We start from the raw sequence: 21,012 nt of genomic DNA, 5'->3' as shown, positions 1-21,012 counted from the left end.
TGCCGGATGCGACATGCCGGACGACCCCCGTCGGCACATCGCCAAATTACCGAGTCGAACCGCGAACTCAACGTCACTTCGATGGTTTTACTCTTCGATCAAGTTCATTGCCGGAGTCCGTTGCGGATCGGCAACGTCATAATTCCTTTAAAGCGCAGGTATAATCGTTATGTAATAATTATGTCATCGACAATGGTGTCGCGTTGATTGGGCGTTGCTGAGAACGAAAGAAATGGCGAGGGCGGCCAAGGCGAAAAACGTTGCTCGGCGGAGGGCGGCCCGGCCGGAAGGGCGCAGCGGCGGGGATCTCCCGCTTCGGCAGAGGGCGCGGCGCCGGCTGCGCGGACCTGAGACCGGGACGCGTCGAAAAGACGAGCTCCACGCTTGCGCCTCCCTCTCCCGCGCCGGGAGAGGGCAGGTGAGGGCCTTCACTTGGCCGATGAAGAAAGGCGCACCCTCACCCTTCCGGCCTGACCGTCTCGGCCGCTCGCGCTCCCTGCGACGCCAAGGCCGGAAGCCCTCTCCCGCGGGGCGGGAGAGGGAATCCCGACCGGCAGCTCGGATCACCTCTCCCGCAAGCGCGACGAGCCCCTCTCCCGCCGCGCGGGAGAGGTTGGGTGAGGGCCTTCTCTCGGATCGGCGAAGGCAGGAACCCACCCTCACCCTTCCGGCCTAACCGTCTCGGTCGCCTGCGGCGTCCTGCGACGCCAAGGCCGGAAGCCCTCTCCCGCCGGGCGGGAGAGGAAATCCCGACCGGCAGCTCAGATCACCTCTCCCGCAAGCGCGACGAGCCCCTCTCCCGCGGCGCGGGAGAGGTTGGGTGAGGGCCTTCTTTCGGATCGGCGAAGGCAAGAACCCACCCTCACCCTTCCGGCCTAACCGTCTCGGTCGCTTGCGCTCCCTGCGACGCCAAGGCCGGAAGCCCTCTCCCGCAAGCGGGAGAGGGGGCGCCGGCCGTCGCGTGGCTGCCGGACGACGCGACCGGATCGGCGGGCGGAAACGGATGAGAGCGCCGGCCGGGCCACCCTCTCCCGCGAGCGGGAGAGGGCAGGGTGAGGGCCTTCACTTGGCCGATGAAGAAAGCGCGCCCTCGCTCTTGTGCGCGGGCGGCGCTGCGGCGACAAAAGGCGTCACGCGAACGGGCCGGGAAGGCGCCATGAACCTCGATATCCTGCGCCGGATCACCACGGCGACGCTCACAACCGTGCTGCTCAAGAAGGGGCTGCGGAACGTCTGGATTCGCGGCGCCATGCCGCTCGATGGGGGAGGGGGCGGGCGGATCGTCGGGCCGGCCTTCACGCTGCGCTTCGTGCCGGCGCGCGAGGATCTCGCGACGCCCGAATCCTGGTCGTCGCCGCATTCGACCCGCGGCGCGATCGAGGCGATGCCGGAAGGGGCCGTCGCCGTCGCCGACGCGATGGGGATCACCGATGCCGGTATCTTCGGCGACATCCTGTGCGCCCGGATGGTCAAGCGCGGCGTCGCCGGGCTGGTGACGGACGGGGTGCTGCGCGATGCGGCGGGCGTGCGGGCGACCGGTCTGCCGGTGTTCTGCCGCGGCGCGGCGGCGCCACCCTCGGTGGCGGGGCTCACCTTTGCCGGCTGGCAGGAGCCGATCGGCTGCGGCGGCGTCGCGGTGATGCCGGGCGACATCATCGTCGCGGACGGCGACGGCGCGGTGGTGATCCCGCAGGCGATGGTCGACGAGGTGACGATGCTCGCGGTCGAGCAGGAGCGGCTCGAGGCCTGGATCCTCGCCGAGGTCGAGCGCGGCGTGCCGCTGCCCGGCCTCTATCCGCCCGATGCCGAGACGCGGGCGCGCTACGCGGCGGCGCGGACGGCGGAGGACGGACCGGAGCCTTACTCGTAGCTCGGCGGCACGTAGTCGGTGCGGGCGAGGTTCGAGAAGCGCGTGATCTCGGCCTCGAACTGCAGCGGCACCGTGCCGGTCGGGCCGTGGCGCTGCTTGCCGATGATCACCTCGGCGACGCCGGCGACGCGCTCCATCTCGGCCTGCCACTTGAAGAACTCCTCCGAGCCCTCCTTCGGCATCTTGCCCTTCAGATAGTATTCCTCGCGATAGACGAACATGACGACGTCGGCGTCCTGTTCGATCGAACCCGATTCGCGAAGATCGGAGAGCTGCGGCCGCTTGTCGTCGCGCGATTCGACCTGGCGGGAGAGCTGGGAGAGGGCGATGACCGGCACGGCGAGCTCTTTCGCAAGCGCCTTCAGACCGGTGGTGATCTCGGTGATCTCCTGCACGCGGCTGTCGGACGAGCGCTTGCCCGAGCCCTGGAGGAGCTGGAGGTAGTCGATGATCAGCACGTCGAGGCCGCGCTGGCGCTTCAGCCGGCGGGCGCGCGCGGCGAGCTGGGCGATCGAGAGGCCGCCGGTCTGGTCGATATAGAGCGGGATGCGGGCCATCTCGCGGCTCGCCGTCACCACCTGCGCGAATTGCCGCTCGTCGATCGAGCCGCGCCGGATATGCGAGGAGGAGACGCCCGACTGTTCGGCGATGATGCGGGTGGCGAGCTGTTCGGCCGACATTTCGAGGCTGAAGAAGCCGACGATGCCGCCATTCACCGTCTTCATCGAGCCGTCCGGCTGAACCTCGCCGCGATAGGCCTTGGCGATGTTGAAGGCGATGTTGGTGACGAGCGAGGTCTTGCCCATCGCCGGACGGCCGGCGAGGACGATCAGGTCGGAGGGCTGCAGGCCGCCCATCTGGCGGTCGAGATCGTCGAGGCCGGTGGCGATGCCCGACAGATGGCCGTCGCGCTGATAGGCGGCGGAGGCCATGTCGATGGCGTTCTTCAGCGCCTCCTCGAAGGAGTGGAAGCCGCCATCGTAGCGCCCGGTCTCGGCGAGCGCGAAGAGCCGCCGCTCGGCGTCCTCGATCTGGGCGCGCGGCGGCATGTCGACCGGCGCGTCATAGGCGATGTTGACGACGTCCTCGCCGATGCCGATCAGCGAGCGGCGGAGCGCGAGATCGTGGACCGTGCGGCCGTAGTCCTCGGCATTGATGATCGTCGTCGCCTCGGCCGCCAGCCGGGCGAGATATTGCGGCAGGTTGAGGTCGCCGATCGCGAAATCGGCCGGCAGGAACGTCTTCAGCGTGACCGGATTGGCGATCTTGTTCGAGCGGATGATCTGCGCCGTCACTTCGTAGATGCGGCGGTGGATCGGCTCATAGAAATGATCGGGCTCGAGAAAATCGGTGACCCGATAGAACGCCTCGTTGTTGACGAGGATGGCGCCGAGCAGGGCCTGCTCCGCCTCGATGTTGTGGGGGACCTGTCGATAGCTGTCGACGGGGGCGACCGCCCGTGCCGGAAAGTTCATGGTCTCGTCCTCGTCCGGACCCTTCATAGCCCGTGCCGGCCCGGTCCGCCCGCGCTTTTCACCCGTCGATCCCGCAATCAACAGGCGGAGACTCACCGCGGCTTCCGGCTTGCCTGTGACGATCTTACGACGCCGTGCCGCAGGGAATCGACATGGATCGCCGCGACGGATGGCGGCCCCTGCCGCGTTCCTCTCGCATCGCGGCGTGGCGGGGCGCGCGACATGGGAGTTGCTCATGACGGCAGACGCCGCCTTCGTCGCCTATCACCGCTTCGGGCTCGGCCCGCGCCCCGACGATATGGAGCGAGCCCCCGCCGACATGCGCGCCGCGCTCGTCGCCGAGCTCGCGCCCGCCGCGCTGCGGCTCGCCGGCGATCTGCCGGATTCGCGCGCCGCCTATGGCACGCTGCGCGACGACCAGATGGCGCGCGCCGAGCGCCGCGCCGAAGCTGCGCCGGCGATGGCCGAGGGGGCCGCCGGCATGGCGATGAAGAACGGGCCCTCGGCGGCGCACCGGCTCTATCGCGCCGAACTCGCCGCCCGGCTCGACCGCGTGGGGCGGGCGCAGATCGGCTTCGTCGACCGGCTCGTCATGTTCTGGGCCAATCATTTCGCCGTTCAGGCGAGCAAGGGCGAGCTCGTCCGCGGGCTCGCCGGCGCGTTCGAGCGGGAGGCGATCCGGCCACATGTGCTCGGCCGCTTCAGCGACATGCTGCTCGCCGCCACCACCCATCCGGCGATGCTCGTCTCGCTCGACAACGTGCTCTCCGTCGGTCCCGCTTCGCCGGCCGGCCGGCGGCGCGACAGGGGGCTCAACGAGAACCACGCCCGCGAGCTGCTCGAACTGCACACGGTGGGGGGCGACGGCGGCTACACGCAGGACGACGTCGTCGCGCTCGCGAAGATCCTCACCGGCTGGTCCTTCGTGCGCGACGTCGAGGCCGAGGATGCCGGGCGCTTCGTATTCGAGGCGCGGGCGCACGAGCCGGGGACTCAGACCGTGCTCGGCCGGCGCTATGCGCAGGAGGGACGCGACCAGGGCGAAGCGGTGCTGCGCGATCTCGCGGGCCGGCCGGAGACGGCGCGCCATATCGCGCTGAAATTCGCGCGCGCCTTCGTCGCCGACGATCCGCCGGCCGGGCTGGTCGAGCGGCTCGCCGGCCGGTTCACCGACACCGGAGGCGATCTCGCTTCCCTCGCCCGGGCGCTCGTCGAGGACGAAGAGGCCTGGACCGGCCGCGACAAGTTCAAGACGCCGCAGCTCTTCATCTGGTCGGCGCTCCGCGCGCTCGATGCGGAGGTCGAGCCGCAAATGGTGATCGGGGCGCTGCAGGCGCTCGGCCAGCCGCTCTGGGACCCGCCATCGCCGGAGGGGTTTCACGACGACCGGGCGACCTGGCTCGCGCCCGACGCGATCACCACCCGGCTCGAGATCGCCGAGCGGCTCGCCGGCCGGGCGGCGATCGCCGACGAGCCGGCCGACTGGGCGCAGGCGATCTTCGGGGCGACCCTCTCCGCCGACACCGCGACCGCCATCGCGCGGGCCGAATCGGAGCGGCAGGCTTTCGTGCTCGCGCTGATGAGCCCCGAATTCCAGAGGAGCTGACGATGACCGACGGCACCGCCCATCCGCCGCTCTTCCGCCCGAGCCGGCGGCTCGTTCTCGCCTCGCTCGGCGGCCTCGCCGCCTGGGCGCAGATCCCCGGCCATGCCCGCGCCGCGACGCCGGCCGATCCGCGCTTCCTGCTCGTCATCCTGCGCGGCGCGCTCGACGGGCTCGCCGCCGTGCCGCCGATCGGCGATCCCGACTATGGCGCGCTCCGTGGCGCGGGGGCGCTGCGGGCCGACGAGGTGCTGCCGCTCGACGGCTTCTTCGCGCTCAACGGCGCGATGCCGCGCCTCCACGCCCGCTACAGCGCCGGCGAGGCGCTCTTCGTCCACGCCGCGGCGACCGCCTATCGCGACCGCTCCCATTTCGACGGCCAGGACGTGCTCGAATCGGGAATGGGCGGACCGCGGCTCTCGGCGAGCGGCTGGCTCAACCGGGCGGTCGCGGCGCTGCCGGTCGCCGAGCGCGCGGCGCCGGGCGGCCTCGCCGTGTCGCCCACCGTGCCGCTCGTCATGCGCGGCACGGCGCCGGTGCTGACCTGGACGCCGCCCGGCTACAAGCCCGCCGGCGCCGACACCGCGGCGCGGCTTCTCGACCTCTATCGCCACAGCGACCCCGAACTCGCGGACGCCTTCGCCCGAGGCCAGGAGGTCGACGCGCTCGCCGGCGGCATGGAGAAGGGGAGGGGCGCCGACCTCGCGGCGAATTTCCGGCGCGTCGCCGAGGGGGCGGCGCGCCTCCTCGCGGAGGATGGCGGGCCGCGCATCGCCGCGCTTTCCTTCGACGGCTGGGACACCCATGCGAATGAAGGCGCCGAGGATGGGCGGCTGGCGAAGCTGCTCGGCGCGCTCGATCAGGCGCTCGACGGCATCGCCGGCGGGCTCTCTCCCGTCTGGCGGCAGACGGTCGTCGTCGTGGTGACGGAGTTCGGCCGCACCGCCCGCATCAACGGCACGGAAGGCACCGACCACGGCACGGCGACGACGGCGCTGCTCTTCGGCGGCGCGGTCCGCGGCGGGCGGGTGCTCGCCGACTGGCCGGGGCTCGCCACGGCCGCGCTCTATCAGGGCCGCGACCTCGCCCCGACGACTGACCTGCGCGCCGTGCTGATGGGCGTGTTGCGCGACCATCTCGGTCTCGACGCGCGGACGCTCGCGACGCGGGTCTTCCCCGATGCGATCGGCGTCAGGCCGATCGACGGTCTCGTCGCGTGAGCGTTATTCGCCGGCGATCTTCAGGGGAGGGCGCTGACCCGCCCGGCTGTCGCGGGCGCGCAGCGCTTCCTCGGCGCGGAACATATAGTCCCGCGTCATCGGCAGAGCGTGCTGGTTGCGCGTGATCTGGATCTGGAAGTTCATCATGCCCTGGTAACGGAAGGCCGTTTCCGAGGCGGCGAGATAGAACTCCCACATCCGGCAGAAACGCTCGTCATAGAGCGCAGCCGCCTCGGCCCGCCGCGCCATGAACCGGTCGCGCCAGGCCCGCAGCGTCTCGGCGTAATGCAGCCGCAGGATCTCGATGTCGGTGACGAGGAGGCCGGCCTTCTCGATCTCCGGCAGAACCTCCGAGAGGGCCGGAATGTAGCCGCCGGGGAAGATGTATTTCTGCACCCAGGAATTGGTCTCCGACGGCCCGTCGAACCGGCCGATCGAATGCAGCACCATGACGCCGCTATCGGTGAGCAGATTGCGCACCTTGTTGAAGAACTCGGCGTAATGGAACCGGCCGACATGTTCGAACATGCCGACCGAAACGATACGGTCGAATCGCTGCGTCAACGCCCGGTAGTCGGTGAGGAGAAAACGCGCGCGCGCGGCCATCTCCATTTCGGCGGCGCGGGCGTTCGAGACCTTGTGCTGCTCCTCCGACAGCGTCACGCCGGTGACGTCGACATCCGCCTGGCTCGCCAGATAGAGGCCGAGGCCGCCCCAGCCCGAGCCGATGTCGAGCAGCTTCTGGCCCGGCGACAGAGCGAGCTTCGCCGCGAGATGGCGCTTCTTGGCGAGCTGCGCGTCATCGAGCGTCGATTCGGAGCTCTCGTAGAAGGCGCAGGAATATTGCCGGTCATTGTCGAGGAAGAGCGAATAGAGCCGCCCGTCGAGATCATAATGATGCGCGACGTTGCGCCGGGCCGCCGCGCGGTTGTTCCACTGCCGGAACACTCGCGTCAGGTTGCGATAGGCGAGAATGGCGCCCATCCACCAGGACCGGTTCGCACCGCCGGTGTTCTGCAGCACCGTCTCGAGGAAGGTATAGATCGTGCCCTCCTCGACGACGAAACCGCCGTCCATGAAGGCCTCTCCGAGCTTCATCTCGGGATTGGCCGTCAGGGCGCGCTCGGTCGCCGCATCCTTGATGCGGACCCGGACTTTCTGGCCGCTGCCGTCGCCGAACACGGCGACCTTCCCCGCCGGATCGACCACTTCCAATGCACCGCGTCGAACGATACGGCGCAGATATCCCGCCAAAATCGGGTTCATGGCGAGCCCCACTTCACCTCGAAACACCGGTGCGACGTGCTGCCGGCGGGGCGCCGGCCAGCCGCGGACAGCACCCTCATTCAAAATCCTAGTCCTGAAATCCGTGTGTCATCAAGGCCCTGAGATCACATAAAAAAGCGGCGCACCACCGGAATGGTGCGCCGCCTGCGGAAACCGTAAGGAATCCTTGGCTTTCCGGCCGTCAGATCTCTTCGTCGTCGCCGAGCGCGAGGGTGTCCTCCTCGGCGAGCGGCTCGAGTTCGAAGGTCTCGCGCTGGGTGAGATCCTCGCCGCGCGCCTGGCGGGTCGCCTCGTCGGCGCTCCGCGCGACGTTGACGGTCACCGCGATCTCGACTTCCGGATGGAGCGAGATCACCACCGAATGCAGGCCGATCGTCTTGATCGGCTGCTCGAGCACGACCTGGTTGCGGGCGACCGAGAAGCCTTCGCCGGCCATGATCTCGGCGAGATCGCGCGAGGAGACCGAGCCGTAGAGCTGGCCGGTCTCGCCCGCCTGGCGGACGACGACGAAGGAGGCGCCCTTGAGCGCCGCGGCGACCTTGTCGGCATCCTTCTTGCGCTCGAGATTGCGCGCCTCGAGGTGATGGCGCTCGTTCTCGAAGCGCTTGCGGTTGGCCTCGGTGGCGCGCAGCGCCTTGCCCTGCGGCAGCAGGAAATTGCGGGCGAAGCCGTCGCGAACGCGGACGACCTCACCCATCTGGCCGAGCTTGGCCACGCGTTCGAGCAGAATCACTTCCATCGGGGTTCTCCTTGATCCTTAACCGTCGTGTGAGGAGAGCGCGGCGTAGCGCCGGGCCTTGAACTGCGTCAGCGCGTCCGCCACCCCGATCGCCGCCATGACGAGGATCGGCAGGAGGAAGACGAGGCTGAGCGCGTAGAGGAGGAGCAGCATGCCGACGCGCAGCGCGCTGCCGGTGAGGGCGAGATGCATCGCGCCATAGCCCGAAAGGGCGAAGGCGGCGCCGAGCGCGCCGGCGACCGGGCCGGCCGCATGGCCGAGCGTGCCGCCCATCGCCGCGGCGACCGCCGACAGCGCGAAGAGCGCCGCCGCGAGAGGCGGCAGCGAGGCGACGGAGAGCGGCTGCCAGGGGCGGGCGAGAAGGCCGAAACGGCGGATGATCCGGCCGCCGAGCCAGAGCGACAGGACGAGGGAGAGCAGGGTGAAGGCGCCGCTCGTCACCGGCAGCATCGCGACATTGAGCGCGATGAGCGGCTGGACCGTTGCGAGATCCGGCGCTTCGGTTCCGGCCCCGCCGGAGCGCAGCGCCTGATAGGCCTCGGTCATCGCCGCCTCGACCGCGGCCGGCGTATAGCCGAGCAGCAGCCCGGCGACGATCACCGCCGCGGCGGCGGCGAGGGTGGCGCGGAAGAAGATCGCCGAGAGCGGAAACCATTCGGTGCGGCCGTCCTCCGTCGCGCGCGACAGGCCGACCGCATGGGCGAGCCAGGCGGAGGGGGCACCGAACAGGATGAGGAAGATCAGGCCGGAGAGCGGCGTGAAGGCGGCGCCGAGGATGGCGGCGGCGGACAGCGCGGCGAGCGCCCCGGCGAACGTGCCCCAGCCGATGCCGGCGATCGCGACGGGCAGGGCGGCGAGCACGAAGAGCGGAAACGCGAGCAGCGCCACGAAGGCCGGCGCGATGAACATCAGCGCGCTCGCGAGGCCCGCGCCGAGGCCGATCAGGATTCGTCTCGTCATGTCGCTGTCCCGGCGGAGCGCGTCCGCTGCGGTTAGAGACCGGTCGCGCCGGCCCCAACTCGAGGAAGAACGGACCGGCGGGCGGCCGGTCCGCATTGTCAAGGGCGGGCGAGCGGCCCGCCGGTCGTCACTTGATCACGTAGGGCAGCAGGCCGAGGAAGCGGGCGCGCTTGATCGCCTGGGCGAGCTCGCGCTGCTTCTTCGCCGACACGGCGGTGATCCGGGACGGCACGATCTTGCCGCGCTCGGAAATGTAGCGCTGCAGCAGACGCACATCCTTGTAGTCGATCTTCGGCGCGTTGGCGCCCGAGAACGGGCAGGTCTTGCGGCGACGGAAGAACGGCCGGCGGCCGCCGGAGCTCGAGACGACTTCGACCATGATTACTCGCTCCCTTCCGATTCTTCGAAGCGGGGACGCCGCTCGCCGCGGTCACCACCGCGATCGCCACCCCGGAACCCGCCGCCGCCACGGCGCTCGCCGCGGTCACGATCGCCACGGCCGCCCGGGCCGTCGCGGTCGTCACGGTCGCGCTTCTGCAGCATCGCCGAGGGGCCTTCCTCGTGCGTGTCGACCTTGATGGTCAGGAAGCGGAGCACGTCTTCGCTGATGCCCATCTGACGCTCCATCTCGGCCACCGCCGGATGCGGCGCGTCGATGTTGAGGAGCGTGAAATGCGCCTTGCGGTTCTTCTTGATCCGGAAGGCGACGGACTTGAGGCCCCACTGCTCGACCTTGGCGACCGAGCCACCGTTCTGCTCGATGATGGTCTTGAACTGGTCGGTCAGCGCCTCGACCTGCTGGGCCGACACGTCCTGTCGGCTCAGAAACACGTGTTCATAAAGAGGCATGTCTTGCCTTTCCTCGTGATCTCCCGGCGCCAAGCCTCTCCGAAGCCTCGAGAAAAGGCGTTTCGGACGGTTCTTCGAGAGCGGAGACACGGGAAGCCGGGTCCGTTTCGACCCCTGCGCAGCGGATCGCTCCGCAGCCTTCCGTTCAGCCACCAGCCGGGTGTCGCAGTTGCGCGACGGCGCGTCCTATAGGCGGAAAGTCGGGGAAAGGCAAGGACGGCCGTGGTTTCGCGGGGGGAGGGGTCTTCTCTTGGCCGGCGAAGAAGAAAGCGCACGCTCACCCTTCCGGCCTACGCGTCTCGGCCGCCTGCGGCGTCCTGCGACGCCAAGGCCGGAAGCCCTCTCCCGCGGAGCGGGAGAGGGGGTGCCCGATCCCGGTGCATCCTGCCGGGAGCTCGGACGACCCGGGCGCGACGAGCCCCTCTCCCGCTCGCGGGAGAGGTCGGGTGAGGGGTCTTCTCTTGGCCGGTGAAGAAAAGGCGCACCCTCACCCTTCCGGCCTACGCGTCTCGGCCGCCTGCGGCGTCCTGCGACGCCAAGGCCGGAAGCCCTCTCCCGCAAGCGGGCGAGGGGTGCCCGATCCCGGTGCATCCTGTCGGGAGCTCGGACGACCCGGGCGCGACGAGCCCCTCTCCCGCTCGCGGGAGAGGGCGGGTGAGGGTGTTCTCCCCGATCGGCGAAGAGAGAACGAAGGCGCCCTCACCCTTCGCATCCAGGCTCGCTGCGCTCGCCAAGAGGCGAAGCCCTCTCCCGCGCGGCGGGAGAGGGGCGCGGCGCCGGGTGTGCGAAGAAGTCAGGCGGCCTGGAGGCGGCGGACGGTTTCGCCGTGGCGGATTTCGGTGCCGAGCACGGTCAGGCACTCGCGGATGAAGGCGGAGAGGCCGGGCCAGCCCTTCGCCGAGACGAGATTGCCGTCGACATGGGCGCCGTCCGCCGGCACGTCGATATAGATGCCGCCGGCGAGCCGCACTTCCGGCTCGCAATATTGCAGACCCGCGACCTCCCGGCCGGTGACGACGCCGTCGACCGCGATCAGCACCTGGACGCCGTGGCAGATCGTGAAGATCGGCTTGCCGGTCTCGTGGAAGTGCCGCACCAGCGCCTGCACACCCTTGTCGATCCGGATATATTCCGGGCCGCGCCCGCCGGCGACATAGATCGCGTCATAGTCGGCCGGGTTCGCCTCCGAGAACGTCTTGTTGACGTAATAATTGTGGCCGAGCTTCTCGGTATAGGTCTGGTCGCCCTCGAAATCGTGCAGCGAGGTCTTCACGAGATCTCCGGCCTTCTTGCCGGGGCAGACGACGTGGACGGTGTGTCCGACCGCATGCATCGCCTGTTCGAAGACGAAAATCTCGTATTCCTCGCTGAAATCGCCCACGAGCATGAGAATCTTCTTGCCGGGCATGGTTGTTCCTCCTCGAACGTGTCCTGCGGCGCCTTCTGTCGGTTGTGGGACGCCTCGCGTCGCGAGTGTGCCCCGCTCCGCGACGAAAGGCGAGCCCGAAACCGCGGCGCCGCTTGACACGGGCGGCCCGAGCCCTCATGAGCGCGCGCAACGATTTCGGCGGCACCGCTGGCGCGAGAACGATGAAGACGGCATTCACTTTTCCCGGACAGGGCAGCCAGGCGGTCGGCATGGGCAAGGCGCTCGCCGAGGCCTATCCCGAGGCGCGCGCCGTGTTCGACGCGGTCGACGCGGCGCTCGGCGAGAAACTCTCCGCCGTGATGTGGGACGGGCCGCTCGAGACGCTGACGCTGACCCGCAACGCCCAGCCGGCGCTGATGGCGGTCTCGATGGCGGCGATGCGCGTGCTCGAGGCGCGCGGCCTGTCGCTGCGCGACAAGGCGGCCTATGTCGCCGGCCATTCGCTCGGCGAATACTCCGCGCTCGCCGCCGCCGGCAGCCTGTCGATCGAGGATGCGGCGCGGCTGCTGCGGATCCGCGGCGAGGCGATGCAGGCCGCCGTGCCGGTCGGTGCCGGGGCGATGGCGGCCCTGCTGGGGCTCGACCTCGCGGAGGCGAAGGCCGTCGCGGAAGCCGCGGCCGAACACGATGTGTGCGATGTCGCCAACGACAACGCGCCCGGTCAGGTCGTCGTCTCGGGCGATCGCGCCGCGGTCGAGCGGGCGCTCGAGATCGCCAGGGAGAAGGGCGCCAAGCGCGCCATCCTGCTGCCGGTGAGCGCGCCCTTCCATTGCCGCCTGATGCAGCCGGCCGCCGAGATCATGGCGCAGGCGCTCGCCGAAACCCATATTCACCCGCCGGCCGTTCCGCTGGTGGCGAACGTGCTCGCCGGGCCGATCGACAATCCGGCCGAGATCCGCAACCGGCTGGTCGAGCAGGTCACCGGCATGGTGCGCTGGCGCGAATCGGTCGCCTGGCTCGCCGGGGACGGGGTCGACACGCTCGTCGAGATCGGCGCGGGCAAGGTGCTGAGCGGGCTCGCCAAGCGGATCGCCCCCGAGGCGAAGGCGATCGCCGTCGGGGCGCCGGCCGAGATTGACGCTTTGCTCGAGGCGCTCGCCTGAGCCGGAGGATCCCAACATGTTCGACCTGACCGGAAAGCGCGCGCTCGTCACCGGCGCGAGCGGCGGCATCGGCAGCGCGATCGCCCGCGCCCTGCACCGCCAGGGCGCGACGCTCGCCATTTCGGGGACACGGCGCGAGGCGCTCGAGGCGCTCGCCGTCGAACTCGGAACGAACGTCCACGTTCTGCCCTGCAACCTCGCCGACGCCGCCGATGTCGAGACGCTCGTTCCGCGCGCCGAGGAGGCGCTCGGCGAGATCGACATCCTCGTCAACAATGCCGGCGTAACGCGCGACGCGCTGTTCGTGCGCATCTCCGACGAGGACTGGCAGACCGTGCTCGACGTCAATCTGACGGCGGCGTTCCGCCTGTCGCGCGCCGCACTGCGCGGCATGATGCGCCGCCGCGCCGGCCGGATCGTCTCGATCACCTCGGTCGTCGGCGTCACCGGCAATCCCGGCCAGGGCAATTACACCGCCTCCAAGGCGGCGCTGATCGGCATGTCGAAGTCGATGGCGCAGGAGGTCGCGGCGCGCGGCGTGACCGTCAACTGCGTCGCGCCGGGCTTCATCGAGACGCCGATGACCGACGTGCTGAACGACAAGATTCGCGCCTCGATCCTCGAGCGCGTGCCGGCGAAACGGCTCGGCACGGGCGAGGAAATCGCGGCCGCGGTCGTCTTCCTCGCCTCCGACGAGGCGAGCTACGTCACCGGCCAGACGCTGCACGTGAATGGCGGAATGGCGATGATCTGAGCGACGAATCGGTGGCGGAGAGGCCGCCGGAGCCGGCCCGGAAGGGCGGTTTTCCGCGCCTTCTCAAGGTCTGGAAACTATGTTAGGACCGACCGCCATCGATGCCGTGGCTCCGCCGCGACGAGCGTCGGAGCATCATCGGCGCGACACCGCGAAAGGCCCGTGTGGAGCAGTCCCTCGCCGACGGTCGGGGAAGTCACTCAGGACGACGCGTCGCAGCCGTCGACTAACGAAGAACGAAACCGAGGTTTGAGAGAATGAGCGACATCGCCGACCGGGTTAAGAAGATCGTCGTCGAGCATCTCGGCGTCGATGCCGAGAAGGTCACCGAAGGGGCGAGCTTCATCGACGATCTCGGCGCCGACAGCCTCGACACCGTCGAGCTGGTGATGGCTTTCGAGGAAGAGTTCGGCGTCGAGATCCCGGACGACGCGGCCGAGACCATCCTGACGGTCGGCGACGCGATCAGCTTCCTCGAGAAGAACGCCGGCTGAGGCCGGCCGGCCGGTCGCCGCGATCGGCCCTTTCCACCCATCGGTCAGAAACCGGGTCCCGTCCGCGGGATCCGGAACAGGGAAATGTCATGAGGCGGGTCGTCGTCACCGGACTGGGCATGGTCACGCCGCTCGGCTGCGGCGTCGAAACGACCTGGTCGAACGTGCTCGCGGGCAAGAGCGGCGCGGCGCGGATCGAAGGGTTCGAGATCGACGATCTCGCCTGCCAGATCGCCTGCCAGCTGCCGAAGGGCTCCGCATCCGAAGGCAAGTTCAATGCCGACGAGTGGATGGAGCCCAAGGAGCAGCGCAAGGTCGACGCCTTCATCGTCTATGCCGTCGCGGCCGCCGAGCAGGCGGTGCGCGATTCCGGCTGGGCGCCGACGGACTATGAGGGCCTGACCCGCACCGGCGTGATGATCGGCTCGGGCATCGGCGGCATCGAGGGTATCGTCGAGGCGGGCTATACGCTGCGCGACAAGGGTCCCCGCCGCGTCAGCCCGTTCTTCATTCCCGGCCGGCTGATCAATCTCGCCTCCGGCCAGGTGTCGATCCGGCACGGCTTCAAGGGACCGAATCACGCCGTCGTCACCGCCTGCTCGACCGGCGCGCACGCGATCGGCGACGCGGCCCGGCTGATCGCGCTCGACGATGCCGATGTGATGCTCGCCGGCGGCACGGAGAGCCCGATCTGCCGGATCTCGATGGCGGGCTTCGCCTCCTGCAAGGCACTCGCCACCGCCTTCAACGATCGTCCGGAGATGGCGTCGCGGCCCTATGACCGCGACCGCGACGGCTTCGTGATGGGCGAGGGTGCCGGTGTCGTGGTGCTCGAGGAGCGCGAGCATGCGCTCGCCCGCGGCGCCAGGATCTATGGCGAGGTGATCGGCTACGGCCTGTCGGGCGACGCCTATCACATCACCGCCCCGTCCGAGGACGGCGACGGCGCCTATCGCGCCATGAAGGCGGCGATCAAGCGGGCGGGCATCGCCGCCGACGAGATCGACTACATCAATGCGCACGGCACCTCGACCATGGCCGACGGAATCGAGCTCGCGGCGGTCGAGCGTGTGCTCGGCAATGCCGCCGGCAAGGCTTCGATGTCCTCGACCAAGTCGATGACCGGCCATCTGCTCGGCGCCGCCGGGGCGATCGAGGCGATCTTCTCGCTGCTCGCGATTCGCGACAACATCGCCCCGCCGACGATCAATCTCGACAATCCCGATGTCGAAACGGCGCTCGACCTGGTGCCGAAGGTGGCGCGCGCGCGGCCGATCGATGTGGCGCTGTCGAACTCCTTCGGCTTCGGCGGAACCAACGCATCCCTGGTTTTCCGGCGCCACGCCGCATGAGGGAGGCCGCCGCCCGGCGTGACGGGCGGGCGCCGCGGCGCCGGGCTTCCCGCTTTCGCCATATTCCTTCCTACAGTCGCACCGGCCCGGGCTGCCGCTTCGGGCGCGGCGGCCGAAGCAGCGGATTGGCATGAGCGACATGAACAGATCCGGCGACGAGGGGCGGCTCGCCGATTTCAGCAGCCGGATCAGCCCGCGCAGCCCCGGAGAGGCGCTGCGTCCCGAACGGCCGCCGCCGCCGCCGCCGCGCTCGCAGCAGGCGCGGCACCCGGCCGTCGTGTTCATGAACTTTCTTCTCACCGTGGTGGTCGTCGCGCTTCTCGGCGCCGCCGGCATGGTCGCCTTCGGCAAGTTGCGCTTCGAACAGGCGGCGCATTTCCGCGAGCCGCGCACCTTCGTGGTCGAGCGCGGCATGGGGCTGCGCGACATCGCCGAACAGCTCCAGAAGAGCGGACTGATCACTTCCAAGTGGATCTTCATCGCCGGCGTGCGGGCGAACGGCGCGCAGGACGAGCTGAAGGCCGGCGAATATCTCATCCCGGCCCGCGCGAGCATGGAAGAGATCATGGAGACGATGGTCAGCGGCAAGGCCATCCTCTATTCGATCACCATTCCCGAGGGCCTGACCACACAGCAGATCATCGCCCGTATCCAGTCCGATCCGGTGCTGACCGGGGCCATCGAGCAGGTGCCCGACGAGGGGACGCTGCTGCCCGACACCTATCGCTTCTCGCGCGGCGACACCCGGCAGAACCTGATCAACCGGATGCGCCGGGACCACGACCGCGTCGTCACCGAGATCTGGAACCGCCGCGAGGACGGCCTGCCGATCACCGATCAGAAGCAGTTCGTGACGCTCGCCTCGATCGTCGAGAAGGAAACCGGCATCGCGGACGAGCGCAGCCGTGTCGCTGCCGTGTTCATCAACCGTCTGCGGCGGAACATGCGGCTGCAATCCGACCCGACGGTGATCTATGGCGTCTATGGCGGTGCCGGAAAGCCGTCCGACACGCCGGTGCGCCGCTCCGACCTCGATGACGACAACGCCTACAACACCTACAAGGTGACCGGCCTGCCGCCCGGGCCGATCGCCAATCCCGGCCGCGCCTCGCTCGAGGCGGTGGCGAACCCGTCGCGCACCAAGGACCTCTATTTCGTCGCCGACGGGACGGGCGGCCACGTTTTCGCCGAGACGCTCGCCGACCACAACCGCAACGTCCAGCGCTGGCGCCAGGTGGAAGCCAAGCGTCGCGAGCAGGGCGATGACGATCAGGCGCAGGCGGAAGCGGCCGAAGAGCCGGCCGAGCCCTGATCGACACAGGTCGCGCCCTATGATCCCGGACTTGAGCGCCTTCCGGCGCCCGCCTAACTTCCTCGCGCGCCCGGATTCGCGGGCCGTGGAGGCCAGGGAGCGATCATGGCGCTGATGAGCATGACCGGCTTCGCCCGGGTCGACGGCGCCCATGCGGGCACGCGGTGGACCTGGGAGCTGCGCAGCGTCAACGGCAAGGGACTCGACCTGCGGCTCAGGCTGCCACCCGGCTTCGAAGCGATGGAAACGACGGTGCGCGAGCGGGTCGGCACGACGCTCACCCGCGGCAATCTGCAGGTCGGGCTCGCCGTCCAGCGCGACGCGCCGACCGCGACGCTGCGGATCAACGAGGCGCTGCTCGGCGAGGTTCTGGCGCTGATGCGGCGGATCGGCCGGGAGATCGACGCGGCGCCGCCGACCCTCGACGGGCTGCTCGCGCTGCGCGGTGTCGTCGAGACGGTCGAGGCCGAGGATGACGGCGAGCTGAAGGCGGCGCTCGCCGCGCGCATGGTCGAGGATCTCGACGCCGCGCTCGCCGCGCTCGTCGCCGCCCGCCGGCGCGAGGGCGACGCGCTCGCCGCCGTGCTCGCCGGTCATCTCGCCGAGATCGAGGCGCTCGCCGCGGCCGCCGAGCGCAATCCGGCACGCACAGCCGAGGCGATCCGCCGGCGGCTCGAAGACCAGGTCCGCCTGCTCGTCGAGGCCTCGGCGAGCTTCGACGTCGACCGGCTGCACCAGGAGGCGGTGCTTCTCGCCACCAAGGCCGACATCCGCGAGGAGATCGACCGGCTGACGGCCCATGTCGCCGCGGCGCGCGATCTCATCGGGGCCGGCGGACCCGTCGGCCGGCGGCTCGATTTCCTCGCCCAGGAATTCAACCGCGAGGTCAACACGCTGTGCTCGAAGGCGAATGATCGCTCCCTGACCGCGATCGGCCTCGACTTGAAGGCCGTGGTCGATCAGTTTCGCGAGCAGATCCAGAACCTCGAGTGACCCCCATGGCCGATATCGACAAGACCAGCACACGGCGGGGGCTGATGCTCGTGCTGTCCTCGCCCTCCGGAGCCGGCAAGTCGACCATCGCCCGGCATCTGATCGACCAGGACCCCGACATCCGGCTGTCGATCTCGGTGACGACGCGCGGCCGGCGGCCGAGCGAGATCGACGGCGTGCATTATCACTTCATCGGCAAGGACGCCTTCGCGAAGATGCGGGACGAAGGCGCGCTGCTCGAATGGGCCGAGGTGCACGGCAATCTCTACGGCACGCCGCGCGGGCCCGTCGAGGCACTGCTCGAGGCCGGCAAGGACGTGCTCTTCGACATCGACTGGCAGGGCGCCGATCAGGTCGCGCACGCCATGCCCGAGGATCTCGTGCGCATCTTCGTGCTGCCGCCGACGATGCGCGAGCTCGCCGCCCGGCTCGAACGGCGCGCCGAGGACACGCCGGACGTGATCCGGCAGCGGCTCCTCAACGCGCGCGCCGAGATCGCCCATTGGCGCGACTACGACTATGTCGTCATCAACCGCGACCTGCAGACCTCGCTCGAGAAGGCGAAGGCGATCCTCTATGCCGAGCGCATGAAGCGCGCCCGCCACACCTGGCTGGAGGCCTTCGTCGCCGACCTGCTCACGCAGGACTAGCCGCGCGCGCCCTGCCGGCTTGCTTGCCGGTCTAACGGGGCAGGGCGCCGGCCATGCGGACGAAGCCGGCGACGTCGATCTCTTCCGCCCGCCGCGTGCCCTCGATCCCCGCGGCGTCGAGCAGCAGCGCGGGCTCGACGCCGAGCGATCTGAGGCTCTGGCGCAGCATCTTGCGGCGCTGGCCGAAGGCGGCGGTGGTGACCCGCTCGAGCTGCGCGACGTCGCAGGCGAGCGGGACGGCACGGGGCACCAGTTCGACCACCGACGAGACCACCTTGGGTGGCGGCGTGAAGGCGCGCGGGGCGATGTCGAACAGGATGCGCGCCTCCGTACGCCAGCCGGCGATGACGCCGAGCCGGCCATAGGCACCGTCGGCGGGCGAGGCGACGATCCGCTCCGCCACCTCGCGCTGGAACATCAGCACCATCTTCTCGTACCAGGGCGGCCAGGGCTCAGCCTTCAGCCAGCCGATCAGCAGCGGCGTCGCGATGTTGTAGGGGAGGTTGGCGACGATGCGTGTCGGCCCGTCGGCGAGCGCCGCCATGTCGGTCTCGAGCGCATCGCCCTCGACGATCTCCAGACGGCCGGGATAATGCGCGGCGATCTCGGCGAGCGCGTCGAGGCAGCGACGGTCGCGCTCGATGGCGATCACCGTCTTCGCGCCCTCCGAGAGCAGGGCGCGGGTGAGGCCGCCCGGGCCGGGGCCGACCTCGATCACCGTGACGCCGGCGAGCGGGCCGGCGGCGCGGGCGATCCGGCCGGTCAGGTTGAGGTCGAGCAGGAAATTCTGGCCGAGCGCCTTCAGCGCCTGCAGCCCGTGCCGGGCGATGACGTCGCGCAGCGGCGGCAGGCCGTCGAAGGCGACGAGGCCGCCCGGCGGGGAGGGCTCGCTCACGCCACCCGCGCCCGGCTGGCGCGCTCCTGCCGGGCGAGCGCGTCGGCGAGCCGCAGCGCTGCCGCGAGGCTGGTCGGATCGGCCTTGCCGGTGCCGGCGATGTCGAAGGCGGTGCCGTGATCGGGCGAGGTACGAACGAAAGGCAGGCCGAGCGTGACGTTGACCGTCTCGTCGAAGGCGAGCGTCTTCGCCGGGATCAGCGCCTGGTCGTGATACATGCAGAGCGCCACGTCATAGCGCTGACGCGCCGCGGCGTGGAACATCGTGTCGGGCGGCAGCGGCCCGAAGGCCTCGACGCCCTCGGCGCGCAGGATCTCGACCGCCGGCCGGATCACGGCCTCGTCCTCGCGGCCCATCGCGCCCCCTTCGCCGGCATGCGGGTTCAGCCCGGCGACGGCGATCCGCGGCAGCGCGATGCCGAAGCGGCGGCGCATGTCGCGATCGACGATGCGCGCGGTCTGGACGATCCGGTCGGTGGTGAGGAGGCCGGGCACGCTGCCGAGCGGCACGTGGATGGTGACGGGGACCGCCCGCAGCGCCGGTCCGGCGAGCATCATCACCGGATGGGCCGGCGAACCCTGCCAGGCAGCCGACAGCACGCCGAGGAACTCGGTGTGGCCGGGATGCTGGAAGCCCGCGTCGTAGAGCGCCTTCTTGTTGATCGGATTGGTGACCACCGCTTCCGCGAAGCCGGCGCGGACATCGCCCACAGCCCGCGCGATCGCCTCGATGACACCCCGGGCCGAGGCGCGGTCGGGGATGCCGGGTTCGGCATCGGCCGGATTTTCGAGCGGCACCACGGGTAGGGCGCGCGCGAAGACGTCGACGGCGTCGCCCGGCGAGACGCGCACGATCGGCACGTCGATGCCGATTCGTTGCGCCCTGCGGGCCATGCCGGCGGGGTCGGCGAGCACGTAGAAGGGCGGCAGGCCGAGTGCCTCGCGCGCCTGCCAGACGGCGAGCGTCACATCCGGACCGATCCCGGCCGGCTCCCCAACTGTGAGGGCAAGGGGAAGGGCGGGCGTCGCCTCTGCCGGCATCGGGGCTCCTAGCGCTGCTCGATCTTCGCTTTCGCCTTCAGCTCGGCCATGTAGTCGTCGGCGAGCTTCTTCGCCTCCTCCGAGCTCAGCTCGCTCTGGATCTCGGCGCGGGCACCGGCGTCGCTGGCGACGTCCTCCGTCGCGCAGACGGCGAGCATCTCGACGCCGTTCTCGGTCACCTGCGGCTTCGTCGTCGTTCCGACCGAGGTCTTCATCAACTCGTCGCCGAGCGGCCCGGTGAGCTGCGTCGTGTCGCGGCGGCCCATCGGCTTGACGACGACGCCCTTGAAGGTCTGCGCGTAGGGAAGCGCGCCGTCACAGCCGGGGAACCGGTTGCGGAAGGACTCGGCCTCCTGCCGCCGCTTGGCATAGGCGCCCTGCGCCGAGCCGCGGGGCACGACGAAAATGATCTGCTGCAGCATGAATTCGCGGATCGTGCGGGACGCGGCCTGATCGCCGCGCGCCAGGATCTGCGCCGTGATATCGCGCTCGCCGACCGAACGGGAGGAACGGACCTTCGCCTGAACGAGCCGGCTCCAGGTGATCTGGGCGCGGATGCGCTCGCGCAGCGACTGGATCTGGATGCCCTGCTGGCCGAGCGCCGCCTCGAGCTGCTTGGGCGAGAGCTTCACCTGCTTGGCGATCTGGGCGACCGCGGCGTCCAACTGCGCATCGGGAATGCTGATGCCCCGGCGCTTCGCCTCGGTCTGCTGGATCGCCTCGTTGACCAGTTCGTCGAGGGCGACCTTCTCGCCGCCCTTGCCGCCGGTCAGGCGGTTCAGCTTCGAGCGCTGCGACACGGCATAGCTGGTGATCGGCTGATCGTTGACCAGCATACGGATCGCGCTCTGCGCCGCGACCGGGTGGGGGGCGACGATCGTCCCGGCCAGCAGCGCCATCGCCACCGAAACCGCCGCAGCTCGCGTTGTCTTCAACATATCTCTTCGGGTCCTCCCGACGGCGCGCCGCCGTCCGGTACGGCGCATC

20 protein-coding genes are annotated in these 21,012 nt (G+C 69.8%); 10 read left to right on the top strand and 10 right to left on the bottom strand.

The features are described 5' to 3' along the window. Positions 1 to 1,156 precede the first annotated feature (1,156 nt). Positions 1,157 to 1,870, top strand: coding sequence for a ribonuclease activity regulator RraA (locus tag GGQ63_RS02765; protein ID WP_183852233.1), 714 nt, complete (start codon positions 1,157 to 1,159; stop codon positions 1,868 to 1,870). On the opposite strand, the gene GGQ63_RS02760 is transcribed toward GGQ63_RS02765, so the two are convergent. After that, the gene (locus GGQ63_RS02760; RefSeq protein ID WP_183852633.1) at positions 1,861 to 3,345 is read right to left on the bottom strand and encodes a replicative DNA helicase; all 1,485 of its coding nucleotides are present in this window, start codon (positions 3,343 to 3,345) and stop codon (positions 1,861 to 1,863) included. The genes GGQ63_RS02765 and GGQ63_RS02760 overlap by 10 nt on opposite strands. 235 nt (positions 3,346 to 3,580) lie before the next feature. Here GGQ63_RS02760 and GGQ63_RS02755 point away from each other — a divergent pair, with 235 nt between their 5' ends. Both GGQ63_RS02755 and GGQ63_RS02750 read left to right on the top strand, forming a co-directional pair. Further along, a complete protein-coding gene (locus GGQ63_RS02755; protein WP_183852231.1) occupies positions 3,581 to 4,951 on the top strand; it encodes a DUF1800 domain-containing protein in 1,371 nt (456 codons plus the stop codon). Between the two features lie 2 nt (positions 4,952 to 4,953). Next, complete coding sequence (locus GGQ63_RS02750; protein ID WP_183852229.1) at positions 4,954 to 6,168, top strand: DUF1501 domain-containing protein; 1,215 nt, start codon at positions 4,954 to 4,956, stop codon at positions 6,166 to 6,168. Between the two features lie 3 nt (positions 6,169 to 6,171). On the opposite strand, the gene GGQ63_RS02745 is transcribed toward GGQ63_RS02750, so the two are convergent. From GGQ63_RS02745 to GGQ63_RS02720, 6 genes are all read right to left on the bottom strand, one after another. Further along, the gene (locus GGQ63_RS02745; RefSeq protein WP_183852227.1) at positions 6,172 to 7,434 is read right to left on the bottom strand and encodes a cyclopropane fatty acid synthase; all 1,263 of its coding nucleotides are present in this window, start codon (positions 7,432 to 7,434) and stop codon (positions 6,172 to 6,174) included. A gap of 202 nt (positions 7,435 to 7,636) precedes the next feature. Next, positions 7,637 to 8,194, bottom strand: a complete 558-nt coding sequence (gene rplI / locus GGQ63_RS02740; protein ID WP_183852225.1) for a 50S ribosomal protein L9 — start codon at positions 8,192 to 8,194, stop codon at positions 7,637 to 7,639. A gap of 18 nt (positions 8,195 to 8,212) precedes the next feature. After that, positions 8,213 to 9,154, bottom strand: a complete 942-nt coding sequence (locus tag GGQ63_RS02735; RefSeq protein WP_183852223.1) for a DUF2232 domain-containing protein — start codon at positions 9,152 to 9,154, stop codon at positions 8,213 to 8,215. Between the two features lie 127 nt (positions 9,155 to 9,281). Then, complete coding sequence (gene rpsR, locus GGQ63_RS02730; protein WP_183852220.1) at positions 9,282 to 9,533, bottom strand: 30S ribosomal protein S18; 252 nt, start codon at positions 9,531 to 9,533, stop codon at positions 9,282 to 9,284. Between the two features lie 2 nt (positions 9,534 to 9,535). Next, positions 9,536 to 10,003, bottom strand: coding sequence for a 30S ribosomal protein S6 (gene rpsF / locus GGQ63_RS02725; RefSeq protein WP_183852219.1), 468 nt, complete (start codon positions 10,001 to 10,003; stop codon positions 9,536 to 9,538). 793 nt (positions 10,004 to 10,796) lie between these two features. Further along, a complete protein-coding gene (locus tag GGQ63_RS02720) occupies positions 10,797 to 11,411 on the bottom strand; it encodes a DJ-1/PfpI family protein (RefSeq protein WP_183852217.1) in 615 nt (204 codons plus the stop codon). A 182-nt stretch (positions 11,412 to 11,593) separates the two neighbouring features. On the opposite strand from GGQ63_RS02720, the gene fabD reads away from it, so the two are divergent. From fabD to gmk, 7 genes are all read left to right on the top strand, one after another. Further along, positions 11,594 to 12,535, top strand: a complete 942-nt coding sequence (gene fabD / locus GGQ63_RS02715) for an ACP S-malonyltransferase (RefSeq protein ID WP_183852214.1) — start codon at positions 11,594 to 11,596, stop codon at positions 12,533 to 12,535. A 16-nt stretch (positions 12,536 to 12,551) separates the two neighbouring features. Further along, complete coding sequence (fabG, locus tag GGQ63_RS02710) at positions 12,552 to 13,289, top strand: 3-oxoacyl-[acyl-carrier-protein] reductase (RefSeq protein WP_183852212.1); 738 nt, start codon at positions 12,552 to 12,554, stop codon at positions 13,287 to 13,289. Positions 13,290 to 13,546: 257 nt separating this feature from the next. Continuing rightward, positions 13,547 to 13,783 (top strand): acyl carrier protein, encoded by a 237-nt coding sequence (locus tag GGQ63_RS02705; RefSeq protein WP_183852210.1) that lies wholly within the window; start codon positions 13,547 to 13,549, stop codon positions 13,781 to 13,783. Positions 13,784 to 13,872: 89 nt separating this feature from the next. After that, positions 13,873 to 15,135, top strand: a complete 1,263-nt coding sequence (fabF, locus tag GGQ63_RS02700) for a beta-ketoacyl-ACP synthase II (protein ID WP_183852208.1) — start codon at positions 13,873 to 13,875, stop codon at positions 15,133 to 15,135. 130 nt (positions 15,136 to 15,265) lie between these two features. Next, the gene (mltG, locus tag GGQ63_RS02695; RefSeq protein ID WP_183852206.1) at positions 15,266 to 16,447 is read left to right on the top strand and encodes an endolytic transglycosylase MltG; all 1,182 of its coding nucleotides are present in this window, start codon (positions 15,266 to 15,268) and stop codon (positions 16,445 to 16,447) included. Between the two features lie 105 nt (positions 16,448 to 16,552). Further along, a complete protein-coding gene (locus GGQ63_RS02690; protein ID WP_183852204.1) occupies positions 16,553 to 17,440 on the top strand; it encodes a YicC/YloC family endoribonuclease in 888 nt (295 codons plus the stop codon). Continuing rightward, a complete protein-coding gene (gmk, locus tag GGQ63_RS02685) occupies positions 17,437 to 18,090 on the top strand; it encodes a guanylate kinase (protein ID WP_425502041.1) in 654 nt (217 codons plus the stop codon). Before GGQ63_RS02690 ends, gmk begins: the two co-directional genes overlap by 4 nt. A 31-nt stretch (positions 18,091 to 18,121) precedes the next feature. On the opposite strand, the gene rsmA is transcribed toward gmk, so the two are convergent. From rsmA to GGQ63_RS02670, 3 genes are read right to left on the bottom strand one after another with little or no spacing between them, the layout of a single operon-like run. Further along, positions 18,122 to 18,985: a 16S rRNA (adenine(1518)-N(6)/adenine(1519)-N(6))-dimethyltransferase RsmA gene (rsmA, locus tag GGQ63_RS02680; RefSeq protein WP_183852202.1), complete on the bottom strand. Its 864-nt coding sequence runs from the start codon at positions 18,983 to 18,985 to the stop codon at positions 18,122 to 18,124. Continuing rightward, the gene (gene pdxA, locus GGQ63_RS02675) at positions 18,982 to 20,025 is read right to left on the bottom strand and encodes a 4-hydroxythreonine-4-phosphate dehydrogenase PdxA (RefSeq protein WP_183852200.1); all 1,044 of its coding nucleotides are present in this window, start codon (positions 20,023 to 20,025) and stop codon (positions 18,982 to 18,984) included. Before pdxA ends, rsmA begins: the two co-directional genes overlap by 4 nt. A gap of 8 nt (positions 20,026 to 20,033) precedes the next feature. Continuing rightward, entirely contained in the window at positions 20,034 to 20,963 is a 930-nt protein-coding gene (locus GGQ63_RS02670) for a SurA N-terminal domain-containing protein (RefSeq protein WP_183852198.1), read from the bottom strand. Positions 20,964 to 21,012 lie beyond the last annotated feature (49 nt).

Origin of the sequence: Prosthecomicrobium pneumaticum (assembly GCF_014199915.1) — a bacterium.
Taxonomy (GTDB): Bacteria; Pseudomonadota; Alphaproteobacteria; order Rhizobiales; family Kaistiaceae; genus Prosthecomicrobium; species Prosthecomicrobium pneumaticum.
Note: the sequence above shows the minus strand (reverse complement) of the source record. Positions and strands in the feature narration are given on the sequence as shown.

Coding starts and splice junctions, on each gene's coding strand:
- GGQ63_RS02705 (WP_183852210.1), top strand. CDS start 13,547: ATGAGCGACATCGCCGACCGGGTTAAGAAGATCGTCGTCGAGCATCTC.
- GGQ63_RS02735 (WP_183852223.1), bottom strand. CDS start 9,154: ATGACGAGACGAATCCTGATCGGCCTCGGCGCGGGCCTCGCGAGCGCG.
- rpsR (WP_183852220.1), bottom strand. CDS start 9,533: ATGGTCGAAGTCGTCTCGAGCTCCGGCGGCCGCCGGCCGTTCTTCCGT.
- rpsF (WP_183852219.1), bottom strand. CDS start 10,003: ATGCCTCTTTATGAACACGTGTTTCTGAGCCGACAGGACGTGTCGGCC.
- rplI (WP_183852225.1), bottom strand. CDS start 8,194: ATGGAAGTGATTCTGCTCGAACGCGTGGCCAAGCTCGGCCAGATGGGT.
- GGQ63_RS02670 (WP_183852198.1), bottom strand. CDS start 20,963: ATGTTGAAGACAACGCGAGCTGCGGCGGTTTCGGTGGCGATGGCGCTG.
- GGQ63_RS02755 (WP_183852231.1), top strand. CDS start 3,581: ATGACGGCAGACGCCGCCTTCGTCGCCTATCACCGCTTCGGGCTCGGC.
- GGQ63_RS02760 (WP_183852633.1), bottom strand. CDS start 3,345: ATGAACTTTCCGGCACGGGCGGTCGCCCCCGTCGACAGCTATCGACAG.
- fabF (WP_183852208.1), top strand. CDS start 13,873: ATGAGGCGGGTCGTCGTCACCGGACTGGGCATGGTCACGCCGCTCGGC.
- GGQ63_RS02720 (WP_183852217.1), bottom strand. CDS start 11,411: ATGCCCGGCAAGAAGATTCTCATGCTCGTGGGCGATTTCAGCGAGGAA.
- GGQ63_RS02745 (WP_183852227.1), bottom strand. CDS start 7,434: ATGAACCCGATTTTGGCGGGATATCTGCGCCGTATCGTTCGACGCGGT.
- fabD (WP_183852214.1), top strand. CDS start 11,594: ATGAAGACGGCATTCACTTTTCCCGGACAGGGCAGCCAGGCGGTCGGC.
- mltG (WP_183852206.1), top strand. CDS start 15,266: ATGAGCGACATGAACAGATCCGGCGACGAGGGGCGGCTCGCCGATTTC.
- pdxA (WP_183852200.1), bottom strand. CDS start 20,025: ATGCCGGCAGAGGCGACGCCCGCCCTTCCCCTTGCCCTCACAGTTGGG.
- GGQ63_RS02690 (WP_183852204.1), top strand. CDS start 16,553: ATGGCGCTGATGAGCATGACCGGCTTCGCCCGGGTCGACGGCGCCCAT.
- GGQ63_RS02750 (WP_183852229.1), top strand. CDS start 4,954: ATGACCGACGGCACCGCCCATCCGCCGCTCTTCCGCCCGAGCCGGCGG.
- fabG (WP_183852212.1), top strand. CDS start 12,552: ATGTTCGACCTGACCGGAAAGCGCGCGCTCGTCACCGGCGCGAGCGGC.
- GGQ63_RS02765 (WP_183852233.1), top strand. CDS start 1,157: ATGAACCTCGATATCCTGCGCCGGATCACCACGGCGACGCTCACAACC.